This window comes from Streptomyces viridochromogenes DSM 40736 (genome assembly GCF_000158955.1).
GTDB lineage: Bacteria > Actinomycetota > Actinomycetes > Streptomycetales > Streptomycetaceae > Streptomyces > Streptomyces venetus.
The window spans coordinates 5,502,314-5,521,328 of the sequence record NZ_GG657757.1; the positions used below are offsets into that span (position 1 = coordinate 5,502,314).

A 19,015-nucleotide genomic window follows, 5' to 3' on the forward strand; every position below is an offset into this window, starting at 1 on the left:
GAGGACGGACTCCGGATGGAACTGCACGCCCCACAACGGCCGGCTGCGGTGCCTGAGTCCCATCAGGACACCGTCCTCCGCCCAGGCCGTGGCCTGAAGCGTCTCCGGCAGCGGCTCGCGCACGGACAGCGAGTGGTAGCGGACGGCGGTGAAGTGCTGCGGCAGGCCGTGGAACAGGTCCTGCCCGTCGTGCCGGATCGTGGACAGATGCCCGTGGCGCGGCTCCGGAGCGGGCTCCACCAGCCCACGCTCCCCGAGCGCGATGCCCTGATGGCCGAGACACACGCCGAGCACAGGCACGGGGGAGGACGCGAGCAGCCTGGTCCCGATGCCGAAGTCACGGGCGTCGGCCGGGTGCCCGGGGCCGGGGGACACCACGAGGTTGTCGAAGCCCCGGAGGTCCGGCAGTTCGCCGGCGGGGGTGTCGTTGCGGACCACGACCGGCTCCTCGCCGTTCACCTCGGCGAGCAGCTGGAACAGGTTGTACGTGTACGAGTCGTAATTGTCGATGAGCAGGGTCTTCACCCGCCCACCTCCCTCTGTTCGTTCGCGGGCCTAGATGGCCCGGCGTTTGTGCCGCCCGCGCAGCGCCTGGAGCGACGGGTACAGCCATTTCCGGAAGAAACGCTGGAGCCGAGGCATGAGAATCCAGGTGACAAGGGCTGTCACACACAGACACAACAGGAGCGTGCGAAGCAGGGCGTTGAGGTCGCCCAGATAGGGAAGCACCGTGAGATTGAACAGGAGCACCGGCGGAAAAACCGCGCTCATATTCACGAACCACAGTTTCCATTTCGACGGCGGAGCCGGCGGCTTGGGGGTCAGCGTCTGCGCGTCGAACCAGGCCCGGGCGCCCGGCACCCGCCTGCGCTCCGCCTCCCGGGCGACGCCCTCCAACCGGGCGTCCCACTGTGCCCGGGAGGGCGATTGCTCCCAGGCCAGAGCCGGACCCTCGCCGGCGAAGCGATAGACGACATGCCACTCCGCCTCTCCGTCGACAAGCACCCCACCCCCCAGAAACCCCGGCTGCCGCGCGGTCGCGCCCAGCATGGCCCACCCCCAGGAGTGGAAGTCGGCCGCACGGCCCGGCATCACGCGATAGGCCACGGTGACCGTGACGGGATTACTGGCCACGCCATCCCTTACGGAAAGCGCTCCCTGCGCGTTCAAGATTAAACAAACAATTTTCCGACTGTCCGGAAGGTGAAGACTTTCGGCAGCTGGGAAAGCACTTCCGATCACTACGGCGCGACCGCGCCGTCCTCCGCCCCCACCGGCGCCTTGCCGAACCGCGACAACGCCGGCGCGCCTCCCCGAGCACCAGACCGCGGCACCAAGGGCGCACACCATTCCAAAGATCACAAAACGACAGCAGGGGAGGGGGCCCGGGCGGGGGGCCGTGCGCGTCCGCTCACACCCCTCTCTAGGCTGACGGCTCGGCAGTACACGACGGGGACACACGGGGAGACACGGACATGGCGGAAACACGGCGACGACTGCGCTCCAGCACGGTGGTGCTGGGCGGCATGGGGGTCCTCGCGGCGGCCCTGTCCGCGTGCGGCTCCGACCCGGACCGCCGCTGTGTGGACCGCGACAGCTACGACTACATCAACGGCTACAAGATCGTCGCCGACAAGAACTGCGCGTCGGGCAGCTCCTCCTCCGGCAAGAGCCGCAAGAAGACCGGCAAGACCAAGGGCACGGACGCCGACTGGTACTACGACGCCGACGTCAGCGCCGGCTACGCCGACAACGGCACCTTCAGCCGCAGCGAGGCCGTCGACCGGGGCGGTTTCGGCTGCTCGGGCTCCGGCAGCGGCGGCGGCTGACCGGGACGCACGCAGATGGAACGCCGCACCATCGACCCCCGCCCCGACTGGCAGCCGACCGTCGAGGAACAGGGCCTGATCTACCCCCTCACCCGCTACCCCGACGACTCCCTGCGCCCCTACTGGGACGAAAGCGCCTACTACGTCTTCACGCTCCCGGAGATAGAGGCCCTGGAGGAGGTGGTCGAGGAACTCCACCGCATGTGCCTGGAGGCGGCCGAGCACATCGTCGCCGAGGACCGTTTCGCGGACCTCGGCATCACCGACACCCGGGTGGCCCGGGCGGTCGCCGAGGCCTGGCACCGCCGCGCCGAACTCCCCTCCGTCTACGGCCGCTTCGACCTCCGCTACGACGGCACCGGCCCGGCCAAGCTCCTGGAGTACAACGCCGACACCCCCACCTCACTGGTGGAGGCCGCGTCCCCCCAGTGGTTCTGGATGGAGGACCGCTTCCCCGGCGCCGACCAGTGGAACTCCCTCCACGAGCGCCTCATAGCCGCCTGGCGGAAACAGGCCGCCCTCCTCCCGCCCGGCAGCCCCCTGTACTTCGCGTACTCCTCCGCCGACGAGCTCGGTGAGGACATGATGACGGTCGCCTACCTGAAGGAGACGGCCGAGCAGGCGGGCATGGAGACCGACTGGATCGCCATGGAGGAGATCGGCTGGGACCGCCTCTCCGGCCGCTTCGTCGACAACCGCCTCCGCTTCATCCGCAGCATCTTCAAGCTCTACCCGTGGGAGTGGCTCACCACCGACCGCTTCGCGGACCACGTCCTCGGCACCCTCGACAACGGCGGCGGCACGGGCTCCACCCTGTGGATAGAACCTGCCTGGAAGATGCTCCTCAGCAACAAGGCCCTCCTGGCGATCCTCTGGGAGCTGTATCCCGGGCACCCGAACCTCCTCCCCGCCTACCTGGACGGCCCCCGGGACCTGCCCGCCACGGGCTGGGTCGCCAAACCCCTCCTCGGCCGCGAGGGGGCGGGCGTCACGATCCACGAGCCGGGATCCGCCCCCGTCCTCCGCGACGAACCGTGCTGCTACCAGCAACTGGCCCCGCTCCCGGACTTCGACGGCAACCGCGTGGTCCTCGGTGCATGGGTGGTGGAGAACGAGTCGGCGGGCCTGGGGATCCGAGAGTCCTCGGGCCTGATCACGGACGAGTACGCCCGCTTCCTCCCCCACGTGATCCTCTAGAAGGGGCTGAGGGGGATCGCCCTCAGGGGTGCCCCTCAGGGGCGCGGGGCCGTGTCGATATGCGGCTCCGCCGCGTGGGCGCGACCAGCCACAACGAAGCCCGCACACACGGTCCGGTAGGCTGCCCCCGGGCCGTGACTGGCGTGCTGGGATGGGACCGACCATCGGGAAGCGGCCCCCGGACCCGGTTGAACCCCGGGGACCGGAACCGTGCCGTGCGCCTGGGCCGTACCGTGAACGCTGAACACAACGTCCGGAGGTCCCACCCATGTCAGCCGAGCCCCTCTCCACCGCTTCCACCGCCTACCGCGCCGCCCTCGACGTCATCCGCGCCGTCGAACCCCGCGTGGCGGACGCCATCGGCCAGGAGGTCGCCGACCAGCGCGAGATGCTCAAGCTGATCGCCTCCGAGAACTACGCCTCCCCGGCCACGCTCCTGACGATGGGCAACTGGTTCAGCGACAAGTACGCCGAGGGCACCATCGGCCGCCGCTTCTACGCCGGCTGCCGCAACGTCGACACCGTCGAGTCCCTCGCCGCCGAGCACGCCAAGGAGCTCTTCGGCGCCCGCCACGCCTACGTCCAGCCGCACTCCGGCATCGACGCCAACCTCGTCGCCTTCTGGGCCGTCCTCGGCGCCCGCGTCGAGGTGCCCTTCCTGGAGAAGACCGGCGTCCGCCAGATCAACGACCTGAGCGAGGCCGACTGGGCCGAGCTGCGCCAGGCCTTCGGCAACCAGCGGATGCTCGGCATGTCCCTGGACGCCGGCGGCCACCTCACCCACGGCTTCCGCCCGAACATCTCCGGCAAGATGTTCGACCAGCGCTCCTACGGCACGGACCCGGCCACCGGCCTCATCGACTACGAGGCCCTGCGCGCCCAGGCCCGCGAGTTCAAGCCGCTGATCATCGTCGCGGGCTACTCGGCCTACCCCCGCCTGGTGAACTTCCGGATCATGCGCGAGATCGCCGACGAGGTCGGCGCGACGCTCATGGTCGACATGGCCCACTTCGCCGGCCTGGTCGCGGGCAAGGTGCTGACGGGCGACTTCGACCCGGTCCCGCACGCCCAGATCGTGACGACGACCACCCACAAGTCGCTGCGCGGCCCCCGCGGCGGCATGGTCCTGTGCGACGACTCGCTGAAGGACCAGGTCGACCGCGGCTGCCCGATGGTCCTCGGCGGCCCGCTGCCGCACGTCATGGCCGCCAAGGCGGTCGCCCTCGCGGAGGCCCGCCAGGAGTCCTTCCGCGACTACGCCCAGCGCATCGTCGACAACTCCCGCGCGCTCGCCGAGGGGCTGATGCGCCGCGGCGCGACGCTGGTGACGGGCGGCACGGACAACCACCTCAACCTGATCGACGTCGCCTCCTCCTACGGCCTCACCGGCCGCCAGGCCGAGGCCGCCCTGCTCGACTCGGGCATCGTCACCAACCGCAACGCGATCCCCGCCGACCCGAACGGCGCCTGGTACACCTCCGGCATCCGCGTCGGCACCCCGGCCCTGACCACCCGTGGTCTCGGCACGGCGGAGATGGACGAGGTGGCCGGCCTGATCGACCGCGTCCTCACCGCGGCGGAGCCGGGCACGACCAAGTCGGGCGCCCCCTCCAAGGCGTCCCACGTCCTCGACGCGAAGATCGCCGACGAGATCTCCCGCCGCGCGACCGACCTCGTGGCCGGTTTCCCGCTGTACCCGGAGATCGACCTGGGCTGACGCCCACGGCTCGTCACTCGTCCAGGTCGATCAGCACCTGACGCGGCTCCTCCCGTGGCGGTCCGGCTTCCCGCCGGGCCGCCACGCGGCGTGCCGGCAGCATGCCGCCGACGCCGGCCGCGAGCCCGGCCACCAGCCCCACGGCCGCCCACCGGACATCACCCCGCACCGGTCCCGACAGGTCACCCGCGGCAGTGCTCCCGCCGGGCCCGCCCGCCGTGGCACTGTCGCCGGCCAGCCGTGCCAGGTCCAGCCGCTGGAAGACGGAGCGCGGCGCCCGGTGCCGGCGGATGTCGTCGTCCTCCACGGCCGGCGCCGGATCCGAACGCACCCAGGGCGTGCCGTCCTCGGCCACGAACAGCTGGTCCTGGCGCTCGACGGCCACGTCACCTCCCGGCGGCCGGTTGGTGCTCGGCCGGCCGCCGACCCCCGACAGCCGCCACACCACCGTGAGCCGGATCGGCGGAAACCGCCCCTCGCCCCAGGCCTCGGGCACCCGCTCGGTCTCCGTGTGCTCGGGCTGCAGCAGCTGCCACAGTCGGGCGAAGACCGGCTCGCCCGAGCGCACGGCCCTCGCCCGCCCCGAGCCGCCCGTGACCACCATCGCCACGTCGGGAACGTCCCGCCCCCGCGCCCCGGCGGCCGCCGCGGCGGTGATCGCCGTCGCACCCACGGCCGGCGTGGCGCTGATCACCGCCACGAGCAGCCCGCGCCACACCGTCACGCCCCGGCCCCTCTGTCGCGCACCCACCCCTTGTTACACCGCCGGAGAGAAACGGGACCCCATCTGTTTCCGACCGGTTCCGGACCGGTCCCCGGGACCTGAGAGAATGGTGAACATGGCCTCTGACCGACCCCGTGTGCTCTCCGGCATCCAGCCCACCGCCGGCTCGTTCCACCTCGGCAACTACCTCGGCGCCGTCCGCCAGTGGGTGGCGCTGCAGGAGAGCCACGACGCGTTCTACATGGTCGTCGACCTGCACGCGATCACCATCCCGCAGGACCCGAAGGACCTGCGGGCGAACACGCGTCTGGCCGCCGCGCAGCTGCTCGCCGCGGGCCTGGACCCGGACCGCTGCACGCTCTTCGTCCAGAGCCACGTCCCCGAGCACGCCCAGCTCGCCTGGGTCATGAACTGCCTCACCGGCTTCGGCGAGGCGAGCCGCATGACGCAGTTCAAGGACAAGGCCGCCAAGCAGGGCGCCGAGCGCGCCTCCGTCGGCCTGTTCACGTACCCGATCCTCCAGGTCGCGGACATCCTGCTCTACCAGGCCAACGAGGTCCCGGTCGGCGAGGACCAGCGCCAGCACGTCGAGCTCACCCGCGACCTCGCCGAGCGCTTCAACGGCCGGTTCGGCCCGACCTTCACCGTCCCGAAGCCGTACATCCTCAAGGAGACGGCGAAGATCTACGACCTCCAGGACCCGTCGATCAAGATGAGCAAGTCGGCGTCCACGCCGAAGGGCCTCATCAACCTCCTCGACGAGCCGAAGACCACCGCGAAGAAGGTCAAGAGCGCCGTCACGGACACCGACACCGTGATCCGCTTCGACGCCGCGGAGAAGCCGGGCATCAGCAACCTCCTCGGCATCTACTCGACCCTCACCGGTGAGGGCATCGCCGAGCTGGAGGAGAAGTACGCGGGCAAGGGCTACGGCGCGCTCAAGACGGACCTCGCCGAGATCATGGTCGACTTCGTCACGCCGTTCCGGGAGCGCACCCAGCAGTACCTGGACGACCCGGAGACGCTCGACTCGATCCTGGCCAAGGGCGCCGAGAAGGCACGCGCCGTCGCCGCGGAGACCCTCTCCCAGGCGTACGACAGGGTGGGCTTCCTGCCCGCCAAGCACTGAACCCGCCCCCGCGCACAGCCGTACCACCCGACAGCGCTGTACATCACTTCCGTTGCGCCTGCCCGTAACCGGGTCGTGGCCGTACAGTCGATATCCGGGTGGTCGTATCAGCGGCCCGCTAACTGAAACGACAGGAGACGACGTGGGGACCGTAACGATCGGTGTCTCGATCGCGGTCCCGGAGCCTCACGGCAGCCAGCTCCAGCAGCTGCGCGCGGGCTTCGGCGACGCCGCGGCTCACGGCATCCCCACGCACGTCACCCTGCTGCCGCCGACGGAGATCGACGCGTCCGCCCTGCCCGCCGTGGAGGCGCACCTGACGGAGGTCGCCGCGGCCGGCCGGCCGTTCCCGATGCGGCTGTCCGGCACGGGGACGTTCCGGCCCCTGTCGCCGGTCGTCTTCGTCCGGGTCGTCTCCGGCGCGGAGGCCTGCACCGTGCTCCAGGAACAGGTCCGCGACCCCGCCGGGCCGGTCGCACGCGAACTGGCGTTCCCGTACCACCCGCACGTCACCGTCGCGCACGGCATCGACGAGGCGGCGATGGACCGCGCCTTCGAGGAACTCACCGACTACGAGGCCGAGTGGCCCTGCACGGGCTTCGGCCTCTACGAACAGGGCGCCGACGGCGTGTGGCGCAAGCTCCGCGAGTACCCCTTCGGCGGCTCGGTCGTCCCGCCCCAGGCCCACTGCGCGGAACGCGGCTCGGTCCCCACCCGCTGACACCCCCGGCCCCCACCCACCCACATACGCCAAGCCCCACACGCGCCACGCCACACCGGCCCGCGCGTTCCGCCGTGCCGGTCGGCGTGTGTCGGCCGTACCGGCCCGCGTGGGTCATGCTGCGGCCGTCGGCAGGGGCCAAGCCGCGCCGCCTGTATGCGTCCCGCCGCGCCGACCCGCGCGCGTCACGCCGCACCCACCCACGGGCAGCCCCACCGCACCGACCCGCGCGTGACAGCCGCGCCCGCACGCACGCGCCCACCCGGCCTCAGACCGGCAGCCGCCGGCACACCGAGCGTGGCAGGTGCCGCAGGGCCGCCATGACCACGCGCAGTGCCCCCGGCACCCACACCGTCTCCGAGCGGCGGCGCAGGCCCAGTTCCACGGCCGTCGCGACCGCCTCGGGCGTCGTCGCCAGTGGGGCCTCGGGCAGGCCGGCGGTCATGCGCGTACGGACGAAGCCGGGGCGTACGACCATGACGTGCACGCCCGTGCCGTGCAGTGCGTCGCCCAGGCCCTGCGCGAAGGCGTCGAGGCCGGCCTTGCTGGAGCCGTAGATGAAGTTCGCCCGGCGGGCCCGCTCGCCGGCGACGGAGGACATGACGACCAGGGAGCCGTGCCCCTGGGACTGGAGTGCGCGGGCGCACACCAGTCCGGCCGAGACCGCGCCGGTGTAGTTGGTCTGCGCGACCCGCACCGCCGCCTCCGGCTCGCGTTCGTCGCGTGCCTGGTCGCCGAGGAGCCCGAACGCGAGCAGCACCATGTCGACGTCGCCCTCGGCGAAGACCTTGCCGAGCACGGCCTCGTGGGAGGCGGGGTCGAGCGCGTCGAAGGCGACGGTGTGCACATCGGCGCCGAGCCCGCGCAGCTGCCCGGCGGCCTCCTCCAGCGCGGGCGACGGACGGCCCGCCAGCCAGACCGTCCGGGTGCGGCGGGCGATCAGCCGGCGCGCGGTCGCCAGCGCGATCTCCGACGTACCGCCGAGGACGAGCAGGGACTGGGGGAGGCCGAAGGCGTCCTTCATGACAGCTCCTAGAGGTTGCCTAGAGGTGGAGGCGGCGGGCCAGGTCGGACACGAACACCCCGTGCGGGTCCAGTTCGGCGCGCAGGGCGCGGAAGTCGTCGAGGCGCGGGTACATCGCCGCGAGCAGTTCCGGGCGGAGCCGGGCGTCCTTGGCGAGGTAGACGCGTCCGCCCGCGGCGGCGACCTCCCCGTCGAGTTCGTCGAGGAACGTGCCGAGGCCGGGCAGGCCCGCCGGGATGTCCAGGGCCAGCGTCCAGCCCGGCACGGGGAAGGACAGCCAGCCCGGGTCGGACTCCCCGAAGCGCTTGAGGACGGCCAGGAAGGACGGGCAGCGGCGTTCGGAGATGCGGCGCACCACGCGGCGCAGGGCGTCCTCCTGGCCGTGGCCGACGACGAACTGGTACTGCACGAAGCCGCCCCGGCCGTAGACGCGGTTCCAGTGGGGCACGCCGTCCAGGGGGTGGAAGAAGGCGGAGATCCGCTGGAGTTGGCCGGACCGCGCCCGGGGTGCCTTGCGGTACCAGAGCTCGTTGAAGAGGCTCACGGTCGTCCGGCTGAGCAGGCCCTCGGGGAGGAGGGCGGGGGCGGCCGGGAGGCGGGAGGTGCGGAAGGAGAGCGGGGCGTCGCGCCTGCGTGCGGGCAGCGCGTCCAGGGGCGCGTGGTCACCGCGGGTGAGGACCGCACGGCCGGTCGCGGCGCCGCGGGCCAGCAGGTCGATCCAGGCCACCGAGTAGCGGTAGCGGTGGTCGGTGGCCGACAGCCGGGCCATCAGGTCGTCGAGGTCCGCCGCCCGTTCGGTGTCGACCGACATCAGCGAGGTCTCGACCGGCTGGAGCCGGATCGTCGCGGTGAGGATCACCCCGGTGAGTCCCATACCGCCCGCGGTGGCCTCGAACAGGGGCGTGCCGGGGACCACCGTGCGGATCTCGCCGTCCGCGGTGAGCAGTTCGAAGGACAGCACGTGCCGCGAGAACGACCCCGAGACGTGGTGGTTCTTGCCGTGGATGTCGGCGCCGATCGCCCCGCCGACGGTGACGTAGCGCGTGCCGGGGGTGACCGGCACGAACCAGCCGAGCGGCAGCAGCACCTCCATCAGCCGGTGCAGGGAGACCCCCGCGTCGCACAGCACGATGCCGCCGTCGGCGTCGATCGCGTGGACGCGGTCCAGGCCCGTCATGTCGAGCACGGACCCGCCCGCGTTCTGCGCCGCGTCCCCGTACGCCCGGCCCAGACCCCGGGGGATCCCGCCCCGGGCCCCGCACTCCCGCACGGCCGCCGCGGCCTCCTCGTACGTCCTCGGGCGGATCAGCCGGGCCGCCGTCGGGGCGGTGCGGCCCCAGCCGGTCACGGTGGTGTGGTCCAGGCCCGGGACGTCGGGGAGGGAGTCGGTGTCGGCAGACATGTCCGTGACCGTATCGCCCTGGTGTGAGCGATCAGTTAGAGAACATGGCATCCCTCCCCGAAATGGGTGATTAATGGGATGTCGCCCAATATTGCAGGAGTTCAGGCCGGTTGGGCGTGAACAGTGAGTCCACATGGATGACCTCGACGACCTGCACGACATGGATCACCGGATCGTTTCGGCGCTCAGGGCGTGCGGCACCGACCCACGCGTGGCCGGCGCCGCGCGTGCCCTGTCCTGGGCGGGGGAGCACGCGGCGCTCTGGCTCGCGGCCGGGCTCGCGGGAGCAGCCGTGGACGGCGGGAGACGCGGCGCCTGGCTGCGCGGCACCGCCCTCACCGCCGGGGCACACCTCGTCAGCATGGGCGTGAAACGGGTCGTACGCCGGCCGCGCCCGGCACACGTCGAGCCCTTGGTGCGCACCGCCGGCCGGCACTCCTTCCCCAGCTCGCACGCCAGCTCCGCCGCGGCCGCCGCCGTCGCCTTCGGCGCCCTCGGGGCCCGCGCGGTCCCGCCGCTCGCCGCCGCGGTGTGCGTCTCACGGCTGGTGGCCGGCGTCCACTACCCCTCGGACGTCGCGGCCGGTGCGGCCCTCGGCGCGCTCACGGCCCGGCTCGGCGCCCGCTGGATGAGGGGAGGCGCAGACCATGACTGAGACGGCCCTCCTGCGGCAGCGCACCCCCGAGGAGCGGCCCACGCCACCGCGCAGGGGCGGTCTCCTGGCCGGTCTCCTCAGGACCGCCCGCCCCAAGCAGTGGATCAAGAACGTCCTCGTGGTCGCCGCCCCGGCCGCCGCCGGTGAACTCTTCTCGCGGCACGCCCTCCACCAACTCGCCCTCGTCTTCGTCCTCTTCACCGCCTGCGCCGCCGCCGTCTACCTCGTCAACGACGCCCGCGACGCCGACGCCGACCGCGCCCACCCCACCAAGCGGCACCGCCCGGTCGCCGCCGGACAGGTCCCCGTACCCGTCGCCTACGCCGCCGGAGGCGCCCTCGCCGTGCTCGCGCCCGCCGCCGCGGCCTGGCTGTGCTCCCCGGCCGTCGCCGCGCTGCTGACGGCGTACGTGGGCATGCAACTGGCCTACTGCGTCAGCCTCAAGCACGTCCTCGTCGTCGACCTCGCCGTCGTCACGACCGGATTCCTGATGCGGGCGATGGTCGGCGGACTCGCCCTCGGCATCCCGCTGTCACGCTGGTTCCTGATCACGACCGGCTTCGGCGCGCTCTTCATGGTCTCGGCCAAGCGCTACTCCGAGGCCGTGCAGATGGCCGGAGAGGCGGGCGCCACACGCGCGTTGCTCACCGAGTACACCACCGGCTACCTCCGCTTCGTCTGGCAGCTCGCCGCCGGCGTCGCCGTCCTCGGCTACTGCCTGTGGGCCATGGAGGAGGGCGGCGTCCCGCACACCAGCGTGCTGCCCTGGCGGCAGCTGTCCATGGTCGCCTTCATCCTCGCCGTCCTGCGCTACGCCGTCTTCGCCGACCGCGGCACGGCCGGCGAACCCGAGGACGTCGTCCTGCGCGACCGGGCGCTCGCCCTCATCGGTCTGGTGTGGGTGGCGATGTACGGCCTGGCGGTGGCCAATTGGTGAACACGCGCGCACGGGACGACCGGACTGCCCGGGGCGACCGGACGGCCCAGAACAGCCAAACAGCCCAGAACAGCCAAACCGCCCGGGACGGCCAAACAGCCCGGGAAGGCCGCACCGCTCTCCCGTGGCGCCGGGAACTGGCCGGCTTCGCCGCCGTCGGTCTCCTCGCCTATGCCGTCGACCTGACCCTGTTCACCTGCCTGCGCGGCCCCGCCGGACTCGACCCGCTCACCGCCAAGACCCTGTCCTTCGTGGCCGCCTGCTCGGTCGCCTACGCGGGCAACGCCCTCGGCACCTACCGCAGCGCACCGGCCCGGGGCCTGCGCCCGTACGCCGTGTTCTTCGCGGTCAACCTCGCCGGAGCCGCCGTCCAACTGCTCTGCCTCGCCGTCAGCCACTACGGCCTCGGACTCACCTCGCAGCGCGCGGACACCGTCTCCGGCGCTGTTGTCGGAATGGCGCTGGCCACGGTCCTGCGGTTCTGGGGTACCCGTACATGGGTGTTCCGGGCGGAGGGCAGAGTCGGATCATGGACTGGCTGAAAAAGCTCCCGGTCGTCGGGCCGTGGATAACGCGGTTGATGATCACTCACGCGTGGCGTTCGTACGAGCGGCTGGACCGCGTGAAGTGGACGCGGCTGGCCGCCGCGATGACCTTCACGAGCTTCGTCGCGCTGTTCCCCCTGCTGACGGTGTCCGCCGCCATCGCCGCCGCCACCCTCAGCACCGAGCAGCAGGAAAAACTTCAGGACAAGCTCGCCGATCAGGTGCCCGGCATCTCCGACCAGCTGGACATCGGCACTCTGGTGGACAACGCCGGCACCGTCGGCCTCATCGCGGGCGCCCTGCTGCTGTTCACCGGTATCAGCTGGGCCGGTTCGATGCGCGAGTGCCTGCGCGCGGTGTGGGAGCTGCCCGACGAGGAGGAGAACCCGGCCCTGCGCTACGTCAAGGACGCGGGCGTCCTGGTCGGCCTCGGCGGCGCGCTCCTCGTCACCATCGCCGCCTCCGCCGTCGCCTCCGCGATGATCGGCTGGATCATCCGGCAGCTCGGCGTCGACGAGGGCGGCTGGGGCGGGGTCCTGCTGCGGATCGCCGCGTTCCTGATCGCCGTGCTCGCGAACTTCCTGCTGCTGCTCTACGTCCTGACGCTGCTGCCCGGCGTCGAGCCGACCCGCCACCGCCTGTTCGTGGCGGCGCTCACCGGGGCGGTCGGCTTCGAACTGCTCAAGCTGCTGCTCAGCGGCTATCTCCAGGGAGTGGCCGGGAAGAGCATGTACGGCGCGTTCGGCGTGCCCGTCGCGCTGCTGCTGTGGATCAACTTCACCTCGAAGCTGGTGCTGTTCTGCGCCGCCTGGACGGCGACGCAGAGCAAGGAGGAGGACGAAGTCCCCGTCATCACGGGCGAGTCCGGCGGCGCACCAGATCCGGAAGCGGCCAACGGCGGTTGACCAGGAACGCACCGCCCGCGAGCAGCACCAGCACCCCACCGGCGATGCCGAGCGCCGTCCCGATGCCGCTGGAGCCGTCCCCGGCCGCGCTGGCCACCGGCTTCGAACCGGTCCCGGCCGTGCCGTTCCCGCCGTCCCCGGAGCCGCCGGCCTCGCCGGACGGGTTGGCGCCGGGCTCACTGGCCCGGGCGCTCCTCGGCGGCACCAGCTCGCCCACCGGCTGCACCTTCCCGGCCGCCTTGAAGCCCCAGTCGAACAGCCGGGCCGTCTCCTTGTAGACCTCGTTGTGCTCGGGCTTCTCCGGGTTCATCACCGTCACCAGCAGCACCTTGCCGTCGCGCTCGGCGACGCCGGTGAAGGTGGCGCCCGCGTTGGTGGTGTTGCCGTTCTTGACGCCCGCGATGCCCTGGTAGACGGGCAGGTCGGCGTCGCCGGCCAGCAGCCGGTTGGTGTTCTGGATCTCGAAGGACTCGCGAACCGTCTTGCCCTTCTTGCCCTTCTTCGTCTGGCCCGGGAACTTCGCGCTGACCGTCGAGCAGTACTCCCGGAAGTCCTTCTTCTGCAGCCCCGAGCGGGCGAACAGCGTCAGGTCGTACGCCGACGACACCTGGCCCTCGGCGTCGTAGCCGTCCGGGGAGACGACATGCGTGTCGAGGGCCTGGAGCTCCTCGGCGTGCTGGTTCATCTCCTTGACGGTGTTCTCGACGCCCTGGTTCATCGCGGACAGCACGTGCACGGCGTCGTTGCCGGAGCGCAGGAAGACGCCGAGCCACAGGTCGTGGACGGTGTACGTCTCGTCCTCCTTTATCCCGACCATGCTGGAGCCCGCGCCGATACCGGCCAGGTCGGAGGGGACGACCTTGTGCTTCTCGGTCCTCGGGAACTTCGGCAGCAGCGTGTCCGCGAACAGCATCTTCAGCGTGCTCGCCGGGGCCAGCCGCCAGTGCGCGTTGTGCGCGGCCAGCACGTCACCGGTCTCGGCGTCGGCGACGATCCAGGAGCGGGCGCTCACGTCCTTCGGCAGCACCGGCACGCCGCTCGCCAGGTTCACCTGTGTGCCCGGCCGCCCGAGCCGGGCGCCGCCCATGGTCGACATCGACGCCGGGGGAGTGACCGAGGGGCTCGCCGAGGGGCTCGCCGACGGGCTGCCCGAGGGCTTCGGGGCGGCGACGGCGGCGGGCGAGGCCAGGGCGAGGGACGACAGGACGGCGGAGGTGACCAGCAGGGATCGCCTGGTGGTCTTCTTCGGAGCGGGCACGATCGGAAACGTACATGCCGTTCGGGGGGAAGTCCCGTCTGCGCCCCCACCCCGGACACGGAACCGGACACGTGGTGGCGATACTGGGTGCATGAAGCTCAGCCGCCCCGTCTCCTGGTTCCTGCTCGCCTTCGGGGTGTGGAGCTGGGTCATCTGGATCACTTTCGTCAAGAACCTTGTCAAGGACGGCAGCGGGCTCGCCTTCGACGACGGACGTCCCACGGCCTACTTCTGGGTGCACCTGCTGCTCGCCGTCGTGTCCTTCGTATTGGGGACGGTCATCGGGGCCATCGGGTTGCGTGGTCTGCGCGCACTGCGCCGGACGTCATAACGGCAATCGGGAGACACGACACCGTGGCCATCGTCTTCGTACTCGTCGCAACTCTGGTCCTGGCCGTCGTCGTGACGGCCAACTGGTACGTGTGGCGCCGCCTGTTCCGCGACACGACCCGCGGCCCGGGCCTGACCCGCCGCGCGGGCGCGGTCCTGATCGCGGGCGGCTGGGTCCTCGCGATCGCGGCCCTGGTCGCCGAACGCTCCGGCGCCCCCTTCTGGCTCCAGCAGGTCCTGGCCTGGCCGGGCTTCCTGTGGCTGGCCCTGTCGATATACCTGCTGCTGGGGGTGGTGGCGGGGGAGGTCGTACGACCGCTGCTGCGGTGGTTCCTGGAACGGCGGGCGAGGGGGCCGCGGCCGACCGCACCCACGACGTCCCCCGGCTCACCGGGGGACGGCGCGGCCGGTGCGCCCGCATCGGTGACGGCGACCGCCCCAACGGACGGCGGCACCGTGACGGCGGCCCCCGCGCCTGCCGCGCAGGCGGGCCCCGCCGGGGCGGCGACCGTGTCCGCGAGCGCGGCCGGTCGGCAGGCAGGGCACGGTGCCGGCACACCCTCTGCAGCCTCCGCCTCCGCCTCCGCCTCCGCCCCCGCGACAGCGGCCTCCGCGCCTGCCCCGCAGGCAGGCCCCGCCGGGGCGGCGACCGTGTCCGCCGCAACGGACGGCGGCGGCGTGACGGCGGCCTCCGGCGTGGCCCCCACGTCGCCCGCCCCTCAGACAGACCCCACCGGCGCGGTGGCCGCGTCCGTGGCCGCACCCCACCCGCAGGTGGACGGCGGTGGTGCGTCAGGGGCCGCCGCTGCGGCGCCGGCGGCCGAGCAGACGGCCTCCGCCACCGCGGCGCCCGGCGAAGCAGCCGCCGGCGACACCCCGACCGGCCCTTCCCGCCGCCTCTTCGTCTCCCGGGTCGTCGCCGGTGCGGCCGCCGCCGCTGCTGTCGGGACCGTCGGGTACGGCACCTACGGCGTGCTGCGCGGGCCCCAGGTGAAGCGGGTCACCGTGCCGCTGGCCAAGCTGCCGCGCGCGGCGCACGGATATCGCATCGCCGTGGTCAGCGATATTCACCTCGGCCCGGTCCTCGGCCGCGGCTTCGCGCAGAAGGTCGTCGACACGATCAACGCGACCCAGCCCGACCTGATCGCGGTCGTCGGCGACCTGGTCGACGGCAGCGTGAAGGACCTGGGCCCGGCGGCGGCACCGCTCGCCCAGTTGAGAGCCCGTCACGGCTCCTATTTCGTCACCGGCAACCACGAGTACTTCTCCGGCGCCGAACAGTGGGTCGAGGAGGTCCGGCGCCTCGGCCTGCACCCCCTGGAGAACGCCCGCAGGGAGATGCCGTACTTCGACCTGGCCGGAGTCAACGACGTGGCGGGCGAGGAGGAGAACCAGGGCCCCGACTTCGCCCGGGCACTCGGCGACCGGGACACCGCACGCGCGTGCGTCCTGCTCGCCCACCAGCCCGTGCAGATCCACGAGGCCGTCGAGCACGGCGTCGACCTCCAGCTCTCCGGCCACACCCACGGCGGCCAGCTCTGGCCCGGCAACCTCATCGCCTCCGGCGCCAACCCCACCCTCGCGGGCCTGGACCGCTACGGCGACACCCAGCTCTACGTCTCCCGCGGCGCGGGCGCCTGGGGCCCGCCCACCCGCGTGGGCGCACCCTCGGACATCACGGTGATCGAGCTGGCGTCGAAGCAGGCCTGACCTGTGAGAACGACGCGTACGCCGTGGGCTGGGTCGCCGACTTCCCCGACCCGGACACCTTCGGCGCCGCGCTCGTCGGCACCGGCGGCGCGATGAACACCGGCTACCGCAGCAAGGACGTCGACCGGCTCATCAAGGACAGCCGGCGCTACGCCGACCGCACCGAGGCCGACCAGGACTTCCGGCAGGTGCGGCAGTCCGTCGCCCAGGACGTGCCGGTGCTGCCGCTGTGGCAGGCCAAGGAGTACGTCGTCACCACCGAGGACGTCGGCGGCGGCCAGTACCTGCCGGACGACACGGGCGTGTTCCGCCTGTGGAGCCTCACCGGGATCTGACGCCGCGTCTCAGGAACCGGCGCGGCGCGGGGACGCCGGATCCGGGATCGCGTTCGTCATCCCGGGCAGGAAGTCCGTGAACAGCTCGTGCACCTCGCGCACGAGCGGCCGCAGCACCCGGAAGCGGGCCAGGGCGACACCGCGCGCGGTGAGCCGGGCGCCGCGCTCGGCGAGCCGGTAGCTGCGCTCCCGTCCCTCGGTACGGTCGAAGACCCAGTACAGGACGAGCCCCATCTGGGACAGCCACATCAACTCGGGCAGGATGTCCCGCAGTTCCTCGGGCACCTTGGTCTTCGTCGCGCCGGCCAGCACCTCCCGGTGGACGCTGATGGCCTCCTCGCGCGCATGCTCCGACTCGGGGGAGAAGGGGCTGAGCGGGCTGTCCGGGTCGGCGGCGTTCTTGAAGAACTGCACCGCGAACTCGTGGTACGGCTTGGCGATGTCCAGCCAGGCCCGCAGCACCCCCGCGAGCCGGGCCTCCAGGTTGGTCTCGCGGTCCAGGACCTCCCGGACCGCCACCTGGTGCTCGGCGGCGATCCGGTCGTAGAAGCCCTGGATCAGGTGCTCCTTGCCCGCGAAGTAGTAGTACGCGTTGCCGACGGAGACCCCGGCCTCCTTGGCGATGGCCCGCATCGTCGTCTTGTCGTAGCCGTGCTCCTGGAACAGCCGCATGGCCGTCTCCAGGATCAGGGCGCGGGTCTGCTCGGACTTGGTGGGGGTGGCGCCGTCGGGGCCGTCGTTCTTCGCGGACACGGGAAGAGAGCCTATCTCCGGTACCGGTGCCGCTACCGAGGGGCGCAGGTGCCGTCGGCGCAGCCCGGCATGGTGTAGGTCCAGCCGCCGTCCGGGGTGTACGTCCACCCGTCCGCGCGCCGGTACACCCGGCCGCCCCACTGGCCCCCGGCCCGCCGGTCCTCGTGCCACTGCGCCCCGCGCCACTTGGCGGCGGCGAGCACCGCGCCCCTCGCGAGCCAGGCGCCGGACGGGGTGCTGAGCCGGTGGGCGAGCGGCCGGTGCTCGCGCAGCGCCCACAGGGTGACGACCCAGGCGGCGGGCCCCCGGTAGACCTGCCCGCCGTCGCCGACGACGGTGATCTCCTCGAGGGTCGCACCGTGGTCGAGGCCGGGGAAGCGCCGCCGGGCCTCCTCCGAGCCGGCCGGGACCGGCTCCAGCGGCACCAACTGGGGCTGCCGCAGGAGCCAGTCGCGCAGGAACGCGCACAGGGAGCACTCGGCGTCGTACAGGACGGTGAGCCGGCGGACGGGTGCGATGGCGTTCATGCGGGCCTCCGCTCAGGCCTGCGGCTGGGGGGCCACCCAGCCCTGCGGCGGCACCGGCGGCACCTGCTCCCGCTCCATCGCGCCCCGCCGCCGGATCCGGTTGAGCACGTACACATTGGCCAGGTGCATCACGCCGAGCACCAGCAGGACGACGCCGAGCTTGGTGGACAGGGCCTCGAAGACGCCGCGCGTGTCGGTGATGGTCTCGTCGCTGCTCAGGTACAGCGCGACGAACCCGAGATTGACGAGGTAGAACCCGACCACCAGCAGGTGGTTCACGGCATCGGCGAGCTTCTCGTTGCCGTGCAGCACGTCGGCGAGGAACACCCTCCCGTTCCGGCTCAGCGTGCGGGCCACCCAGACGGTCAACGCGACGCTGACCAGCAGGTAGATGACGTAGGCGATGACCGTGCGGTCCATAGCCCCCACCCTTCTTGAACACGTTCAAAACGCTGTCGAGGAAGACTGTAGACCTCCTTTTGAACACGTTCAACTCGTGGGTGTGGGGTGTAGGTCACGCCGGGGCCGCCGATACGGAGGGAGTTGCGTGACCTGTTCAGGCCTTGCAGCCGCCCACGCGCCGCGTGCTCAGCGCGATGTCATCCATGCGGACCTCGTACGAGGATCGGGTCACCCGGCCTGTTTCGGCTGTCCTGCCTTCAGGATCTCTGCGACGTCCAGCGTGACCTTGGCGCCGAGGGAGTCGGGGAGGGCGACGATCTCGCCGGGGACATGGACGTGGTGGATCGTGTAGCCGTCCCGGACCGGGGCGGTGAGGATGTGGAGTCGTTGGTGCGTCCTGTCGACGATGACGTAGACCGGGATTCCTGCCGCCGCGTACGCGGCCACCTTGACGTGGAGATCCAGATGGGGATTTTCCGCGGTGACTTCCAGGACCATGCGGAAGCAGGAGGGCTCGTAGCAGTTGTTCTCGACCATACGGGACGAGATGTCCGCGTCGACGACCGAGAGGTCCGGGATGGCGTAGTCCTCCGGGCCGGTGGGAAGCCACACCGCGATCTTCTGGGCGACCGTGGGGTCGTCGCTGTCGAGTCCGGCGTTCAGACACGCCAGCGTGACGTCCGTGAGGACTTTGGCATGTGGGCCGTCGGGGATCGGTGTCACCAGCAGCAGGCCGTCGATGATCTCGAAGCGAGCGCCTGGGGTGCATTCCGTGAGCCAGTCGGCCCACTTCGTGAGCGAACGGTTCGCCGGCATATGCGAGTCCTCCACGTGGTCTTGGCGCGGACATCCTCTCCAGGCCGGTGCGCGACATCCTGCTCGACCAGGTGCAACTCACTAGAACGAGGCCATGCA

Annotated in this window: 21 protein-coding genes and 1 pseudogene; 12 read left to right on the forward strand and 10 right to left on the reverse strand. The window is 71.8% G+C overall.

What is annotated here, in order from left to right:
• Window positions 1-525, reverse strand: a 525-nt coding sequence (locus tag SSQG_RS24305) for an anthranilate synthase component II (protein ID WP_003992489.1), incomplete at its 3' end; no start/stop codon positions are given.
• A gap of 30 nt (window positions 526-555) precedes the next feature.
• On the reverse strand, window positions 556-1,134 hold the full coding sequence (locus SSQG_RS24310) for a hypothetical protein (RefSeq protein WP_003992490.1): 579 nt from the start codon (window positions 1,132-1,134) through the stop codon (window positions 556-558).
• A 341-nt stretch (window positions 1,135-1,475) separates the two neighbouring features.
• Between SSQG_RS24310 and SSQG_RS24315 the strand changes: the two genes are divergently transcribed.
• The 3 genes from SSQG_RS24315 to SSQG_RS24325 all read left to right on the forward strand — a co-directional run bounded on the left by SSQG_RS24315 (window position 1,476) and on the right by SSQG_RS24325 (window position 4,743).
• On the forward strand, window positions 1,476-1,829 hold the full coding sequence (locus SSQG_RS24315) for a hypothetical protein (protein WP_003992491.1): 354 nt from the start codon (window positions 1,476-1,478) through the stop codon (window positions 1,827-1,829).
• A 15-nt stretch (window positions 1,830-1,844) separates the two neighbouring features.
• Window positions 1,845-3,026, forward strand: a complete 1,182-nt coding sequence (locus SSQG_RS24320) for a glutathionylspermidine synthase family protein (RefSeq protein ID WP_003992492.1) — start codon at window positions 1,845-1,847, stop codon at window positions 3,024-3,026.
• Between the two features lie 268 nt (window positions 3,027-3,294).
• Entirely contained in the window at window positions 3,295-4,743 is a 1,449-nt protein-coding gene (locus SSQG_RS24325; protein WP_003992493.1) for a glycine hydroxymethyltransferase, read from the forward strand.
• A 13-nt stretch (window positions 4,744-4,756) separates the two neighbouring features.
• On the opposite strand, the gene SSQG_RS24330 is transcribed toward SSQG_RS24325, so the two are convergent.
• Complete coding sequence (locus SSQG_RS24330; RefSeq protein ID WP_003992494.1) at window positions 4,757-5,416, reverse strand: hypothetical protein; 660 nt, start codon at window positions 5,414-5,416, stop codon at window positions 4,757-4,759.
• A 166-nt stretch (window positions 5,417-5,582) separates the two neighbouring features.
• On the opposite strand from SSQG_RS24330, the gene trpS reads away from it, so the two are divergent.
• The gene (trpS, locus tag SSQG_RS24335) at window positions 5,583-6,596 is read left to right on the forward strand and encodes a tryptophan--tRNA ligase (RefSeq protein ID WP_003992495.1); all 1,014 of its coding nucleotides are present in this window, start codon (window positions 5,583-5,585) and stop codon (window positions 6,594-6,596) included.
• A 142-nt stretch (window positions 6,597-6,738) separates the two neighbouring features.
• Window positions 6,739-7,317 carry a 2'-5' RNA ligase family protein gene (locus SSQG_RS24340; RefSeq protein ID WP_003992496.1) on the forward strand — a complete coding sequence of 193 codons (579 nt, stop codon included), beginning with the start codon at window positions 6,739-6,741 and terminating at the stop codon, window positions 7,315-7,317.
• 268 nt (window positions 7,318-7,585) lie between these two features.
• On the opposite strand, the gene SSQG_RS24345 is transcribed toward SSQG_RS24340, so the two are convergent.
• Window positions 7,586-8,341, reverse strand: coding sequence for a decaprenylphospho-beta-D-erythro-pentofuranosid-2-ulose 2-reductase (locus SSQG_RS24345; protein ID WP_003992497.1), 756 nt, complete (start codon window positions 8,339-8,341; stop codon window positions 7,586-7,588).
• Window positions 8,342-8,360: 19 nt separating this feature from the next.
• On the reverse strand, window positions 8,361-9,743 hold the full coding sequence (locus SSQG_RS24350) for an FAD-binding oxidoreductase (protein WP_003992498.1): 1,383 nt from the start codon (window positions 9,741-9,743) through the stop codon (window positions 8,361-8,363).
• A gap of 133 nt (window positions 9,744-9,876) precedes the next feature.
• Between SSQG_RS24350 and SSQG_RS24355 the strand changes: the two genes are divergently transcribed.
• The 4 genes from SSQG_RS24355 (at window position 9,877) to SSQG_RS24370 (ending at window position 12,785) form a co-directional block, all read left to right on the forward strand.
• Window positions 9,877-10,398, forward strand: a complete 522-nt coding sequence (locus tag SSQG_RS24355; protein ID WP_039933527.1) for a phosphatase PAP2 family protein — start codon at window positions 9,877-9,879, stop codon at window positions 10,396-10,398.
• On the forward strand, window positions 10,391-11,335 hold the full coding sequence (locus SSQG_RS24360) for a decaprenyl-phosphate phosphoribosyltransferase (protein ID WP_003992500.1): 945 nt from the start codon (window positions 10,391-10,393) through the stop codon (window positions 11,333-11,335). Before SSQG_RS24355 ends, SSQG_RS24360 begins: the two co-directional genes overlap by 8 nt.
• 137 nt (window positions 11,336-11,472) lie before the next feature.
• On the forward strand, window positions 11,473-11,877 hold the full coding sequence (locus tag SSQG_RS24365; protein ID WP_039935393.1) for a GtrA family protein: 405 nt from the start codon (window positions 11,473-11,475) through the stop codon (window positions 11,875-11,877).
• Window positions 11,865-12,785: a YihY/virulence factor BrkB family protein gene (locus SSQG_RS24370; protein WP_039933528.1), complete on the forward strand. Its 921-nt coding sequence runs from the start codon at window positions 11,865-11,867 to the stop codon at window positions 12,783-12,785. The genes SSQG_RS24365 and SSQG_RS24370 overlap by 13 nt, the downstream gene beginning before the upstream one ends.
• Here SSQG_RS24370 and SSQG_RS24375 read toward each other — a convergent pair.
• Window positions 12,733-14,043 (reverse strand): D-alanyl-D-alanine carboxypeptidase family protein, encoded by a 1,311-nt coding sequence (locus tag SSQG_RS24375; protein WP_003992503.1) that lies wholly within the window; start codon window positions 14,041-14,043, stop codon window positions 12,733-12,735. The two genes, SSQG_RS24370 and SSQG_RS24375, sit on opposite strands and share 53 nt — an antisense overlap.
• A 91-nt stretch (window positions 14,044-14,134) precedes the next feature.
• Here SSQG_RS24375 and SSQG_RS24380 point away from each other — a divergent pair, with 91 nt between their 5' ends.
• From SSQG_RS24380 to SSQG_RS24390, 3 genes and pseudogenes are all read left to right on the forward strand, one after another.
• Complete coding sequence (locus SSQG_RS24380) at window positions 14,135-14,374, forward strand: SCO4848 family membrane protein (protein ID WP_003992504.1); 240 nt, start codon at window positions 14,135-14,137, stop codon at window positions 14,372-14,374.
• A 23-nt stretch (window positions 14,375-14,397) separates the two neighbouring features.
• Entirely contained in the window at window positions 14,398-16,083 is a 1,686-nt protein-coding gene (locus SSQG_RS24385; RefSeq protein WP_039933529.1) for a metallophosphoesterase, read from the forward strand.
• Window positions 16,084-16,094: 11 nt separating this feature from the next.
• A pseudogene (locus SSQG_RS24390) lies at window positions 16,095-16,418 on the forward strand (ABC transporter substrate-binding protein); the annotation flags it as partial.
• A 9-nt stretch (window positions 16,419-16,427) separates the two neighbouring features.
• Here the strand turns inward: SSQG_RS24390 and SSQG_RS24395 are convergent.
• The 4 genes from SSQG_RS24395 to SSQG_RS24410 form a co-directional block, all read right to left on the reverse strand.
• Complete coding sequence (locus SSQG_RS24395; protein ID WP_003992507.1) at window positions 16,428-17,171, reverse strand: TetR/AcrR family transcriptional regulator; 744 nt, start codon at window positions 17,169-17,171, stop codon at window positions 16,428-16,430.
• A gap of 32 nt (window positions 17,172-17,203) precedes the next feature.
• Entirely contained in the window at window positions 17,204-17,698 is a 495-nt protein-coding gene (locus SSQG_RS24400; protein WP_003992508.1) for a thiol-disulfide oxidoreductase DCC family protein, read from the reverse strand.
• Window positions 17,699-17,710: 12 nt separating this feature from the next.
• Complete coding sequence (locus SSQG_RS24405) at window positions 17,711-18,118, reverse strand: hypothetical protein (protein ID WP_003992509.1); 408 nt, start codon at window positions 18,116-18,118, stop codon at window positions 17,711-17,713.
• A 210-nt stretch (window positions 18,119-18,328) separates the two neighbouring features.
• Window positions 18,329-18,916, reverse strand: coding sequence for a Uma2 family endonuclease (locus SSQG_RS24410; RefSeq protein WP_039933530.1), 588 nt, complete (start codon window positions 18,914-18,916; stop codon window positions 18,329-18,331).
• Window positions 18,917-19,015: the final 99 nt, after the last annotated feature.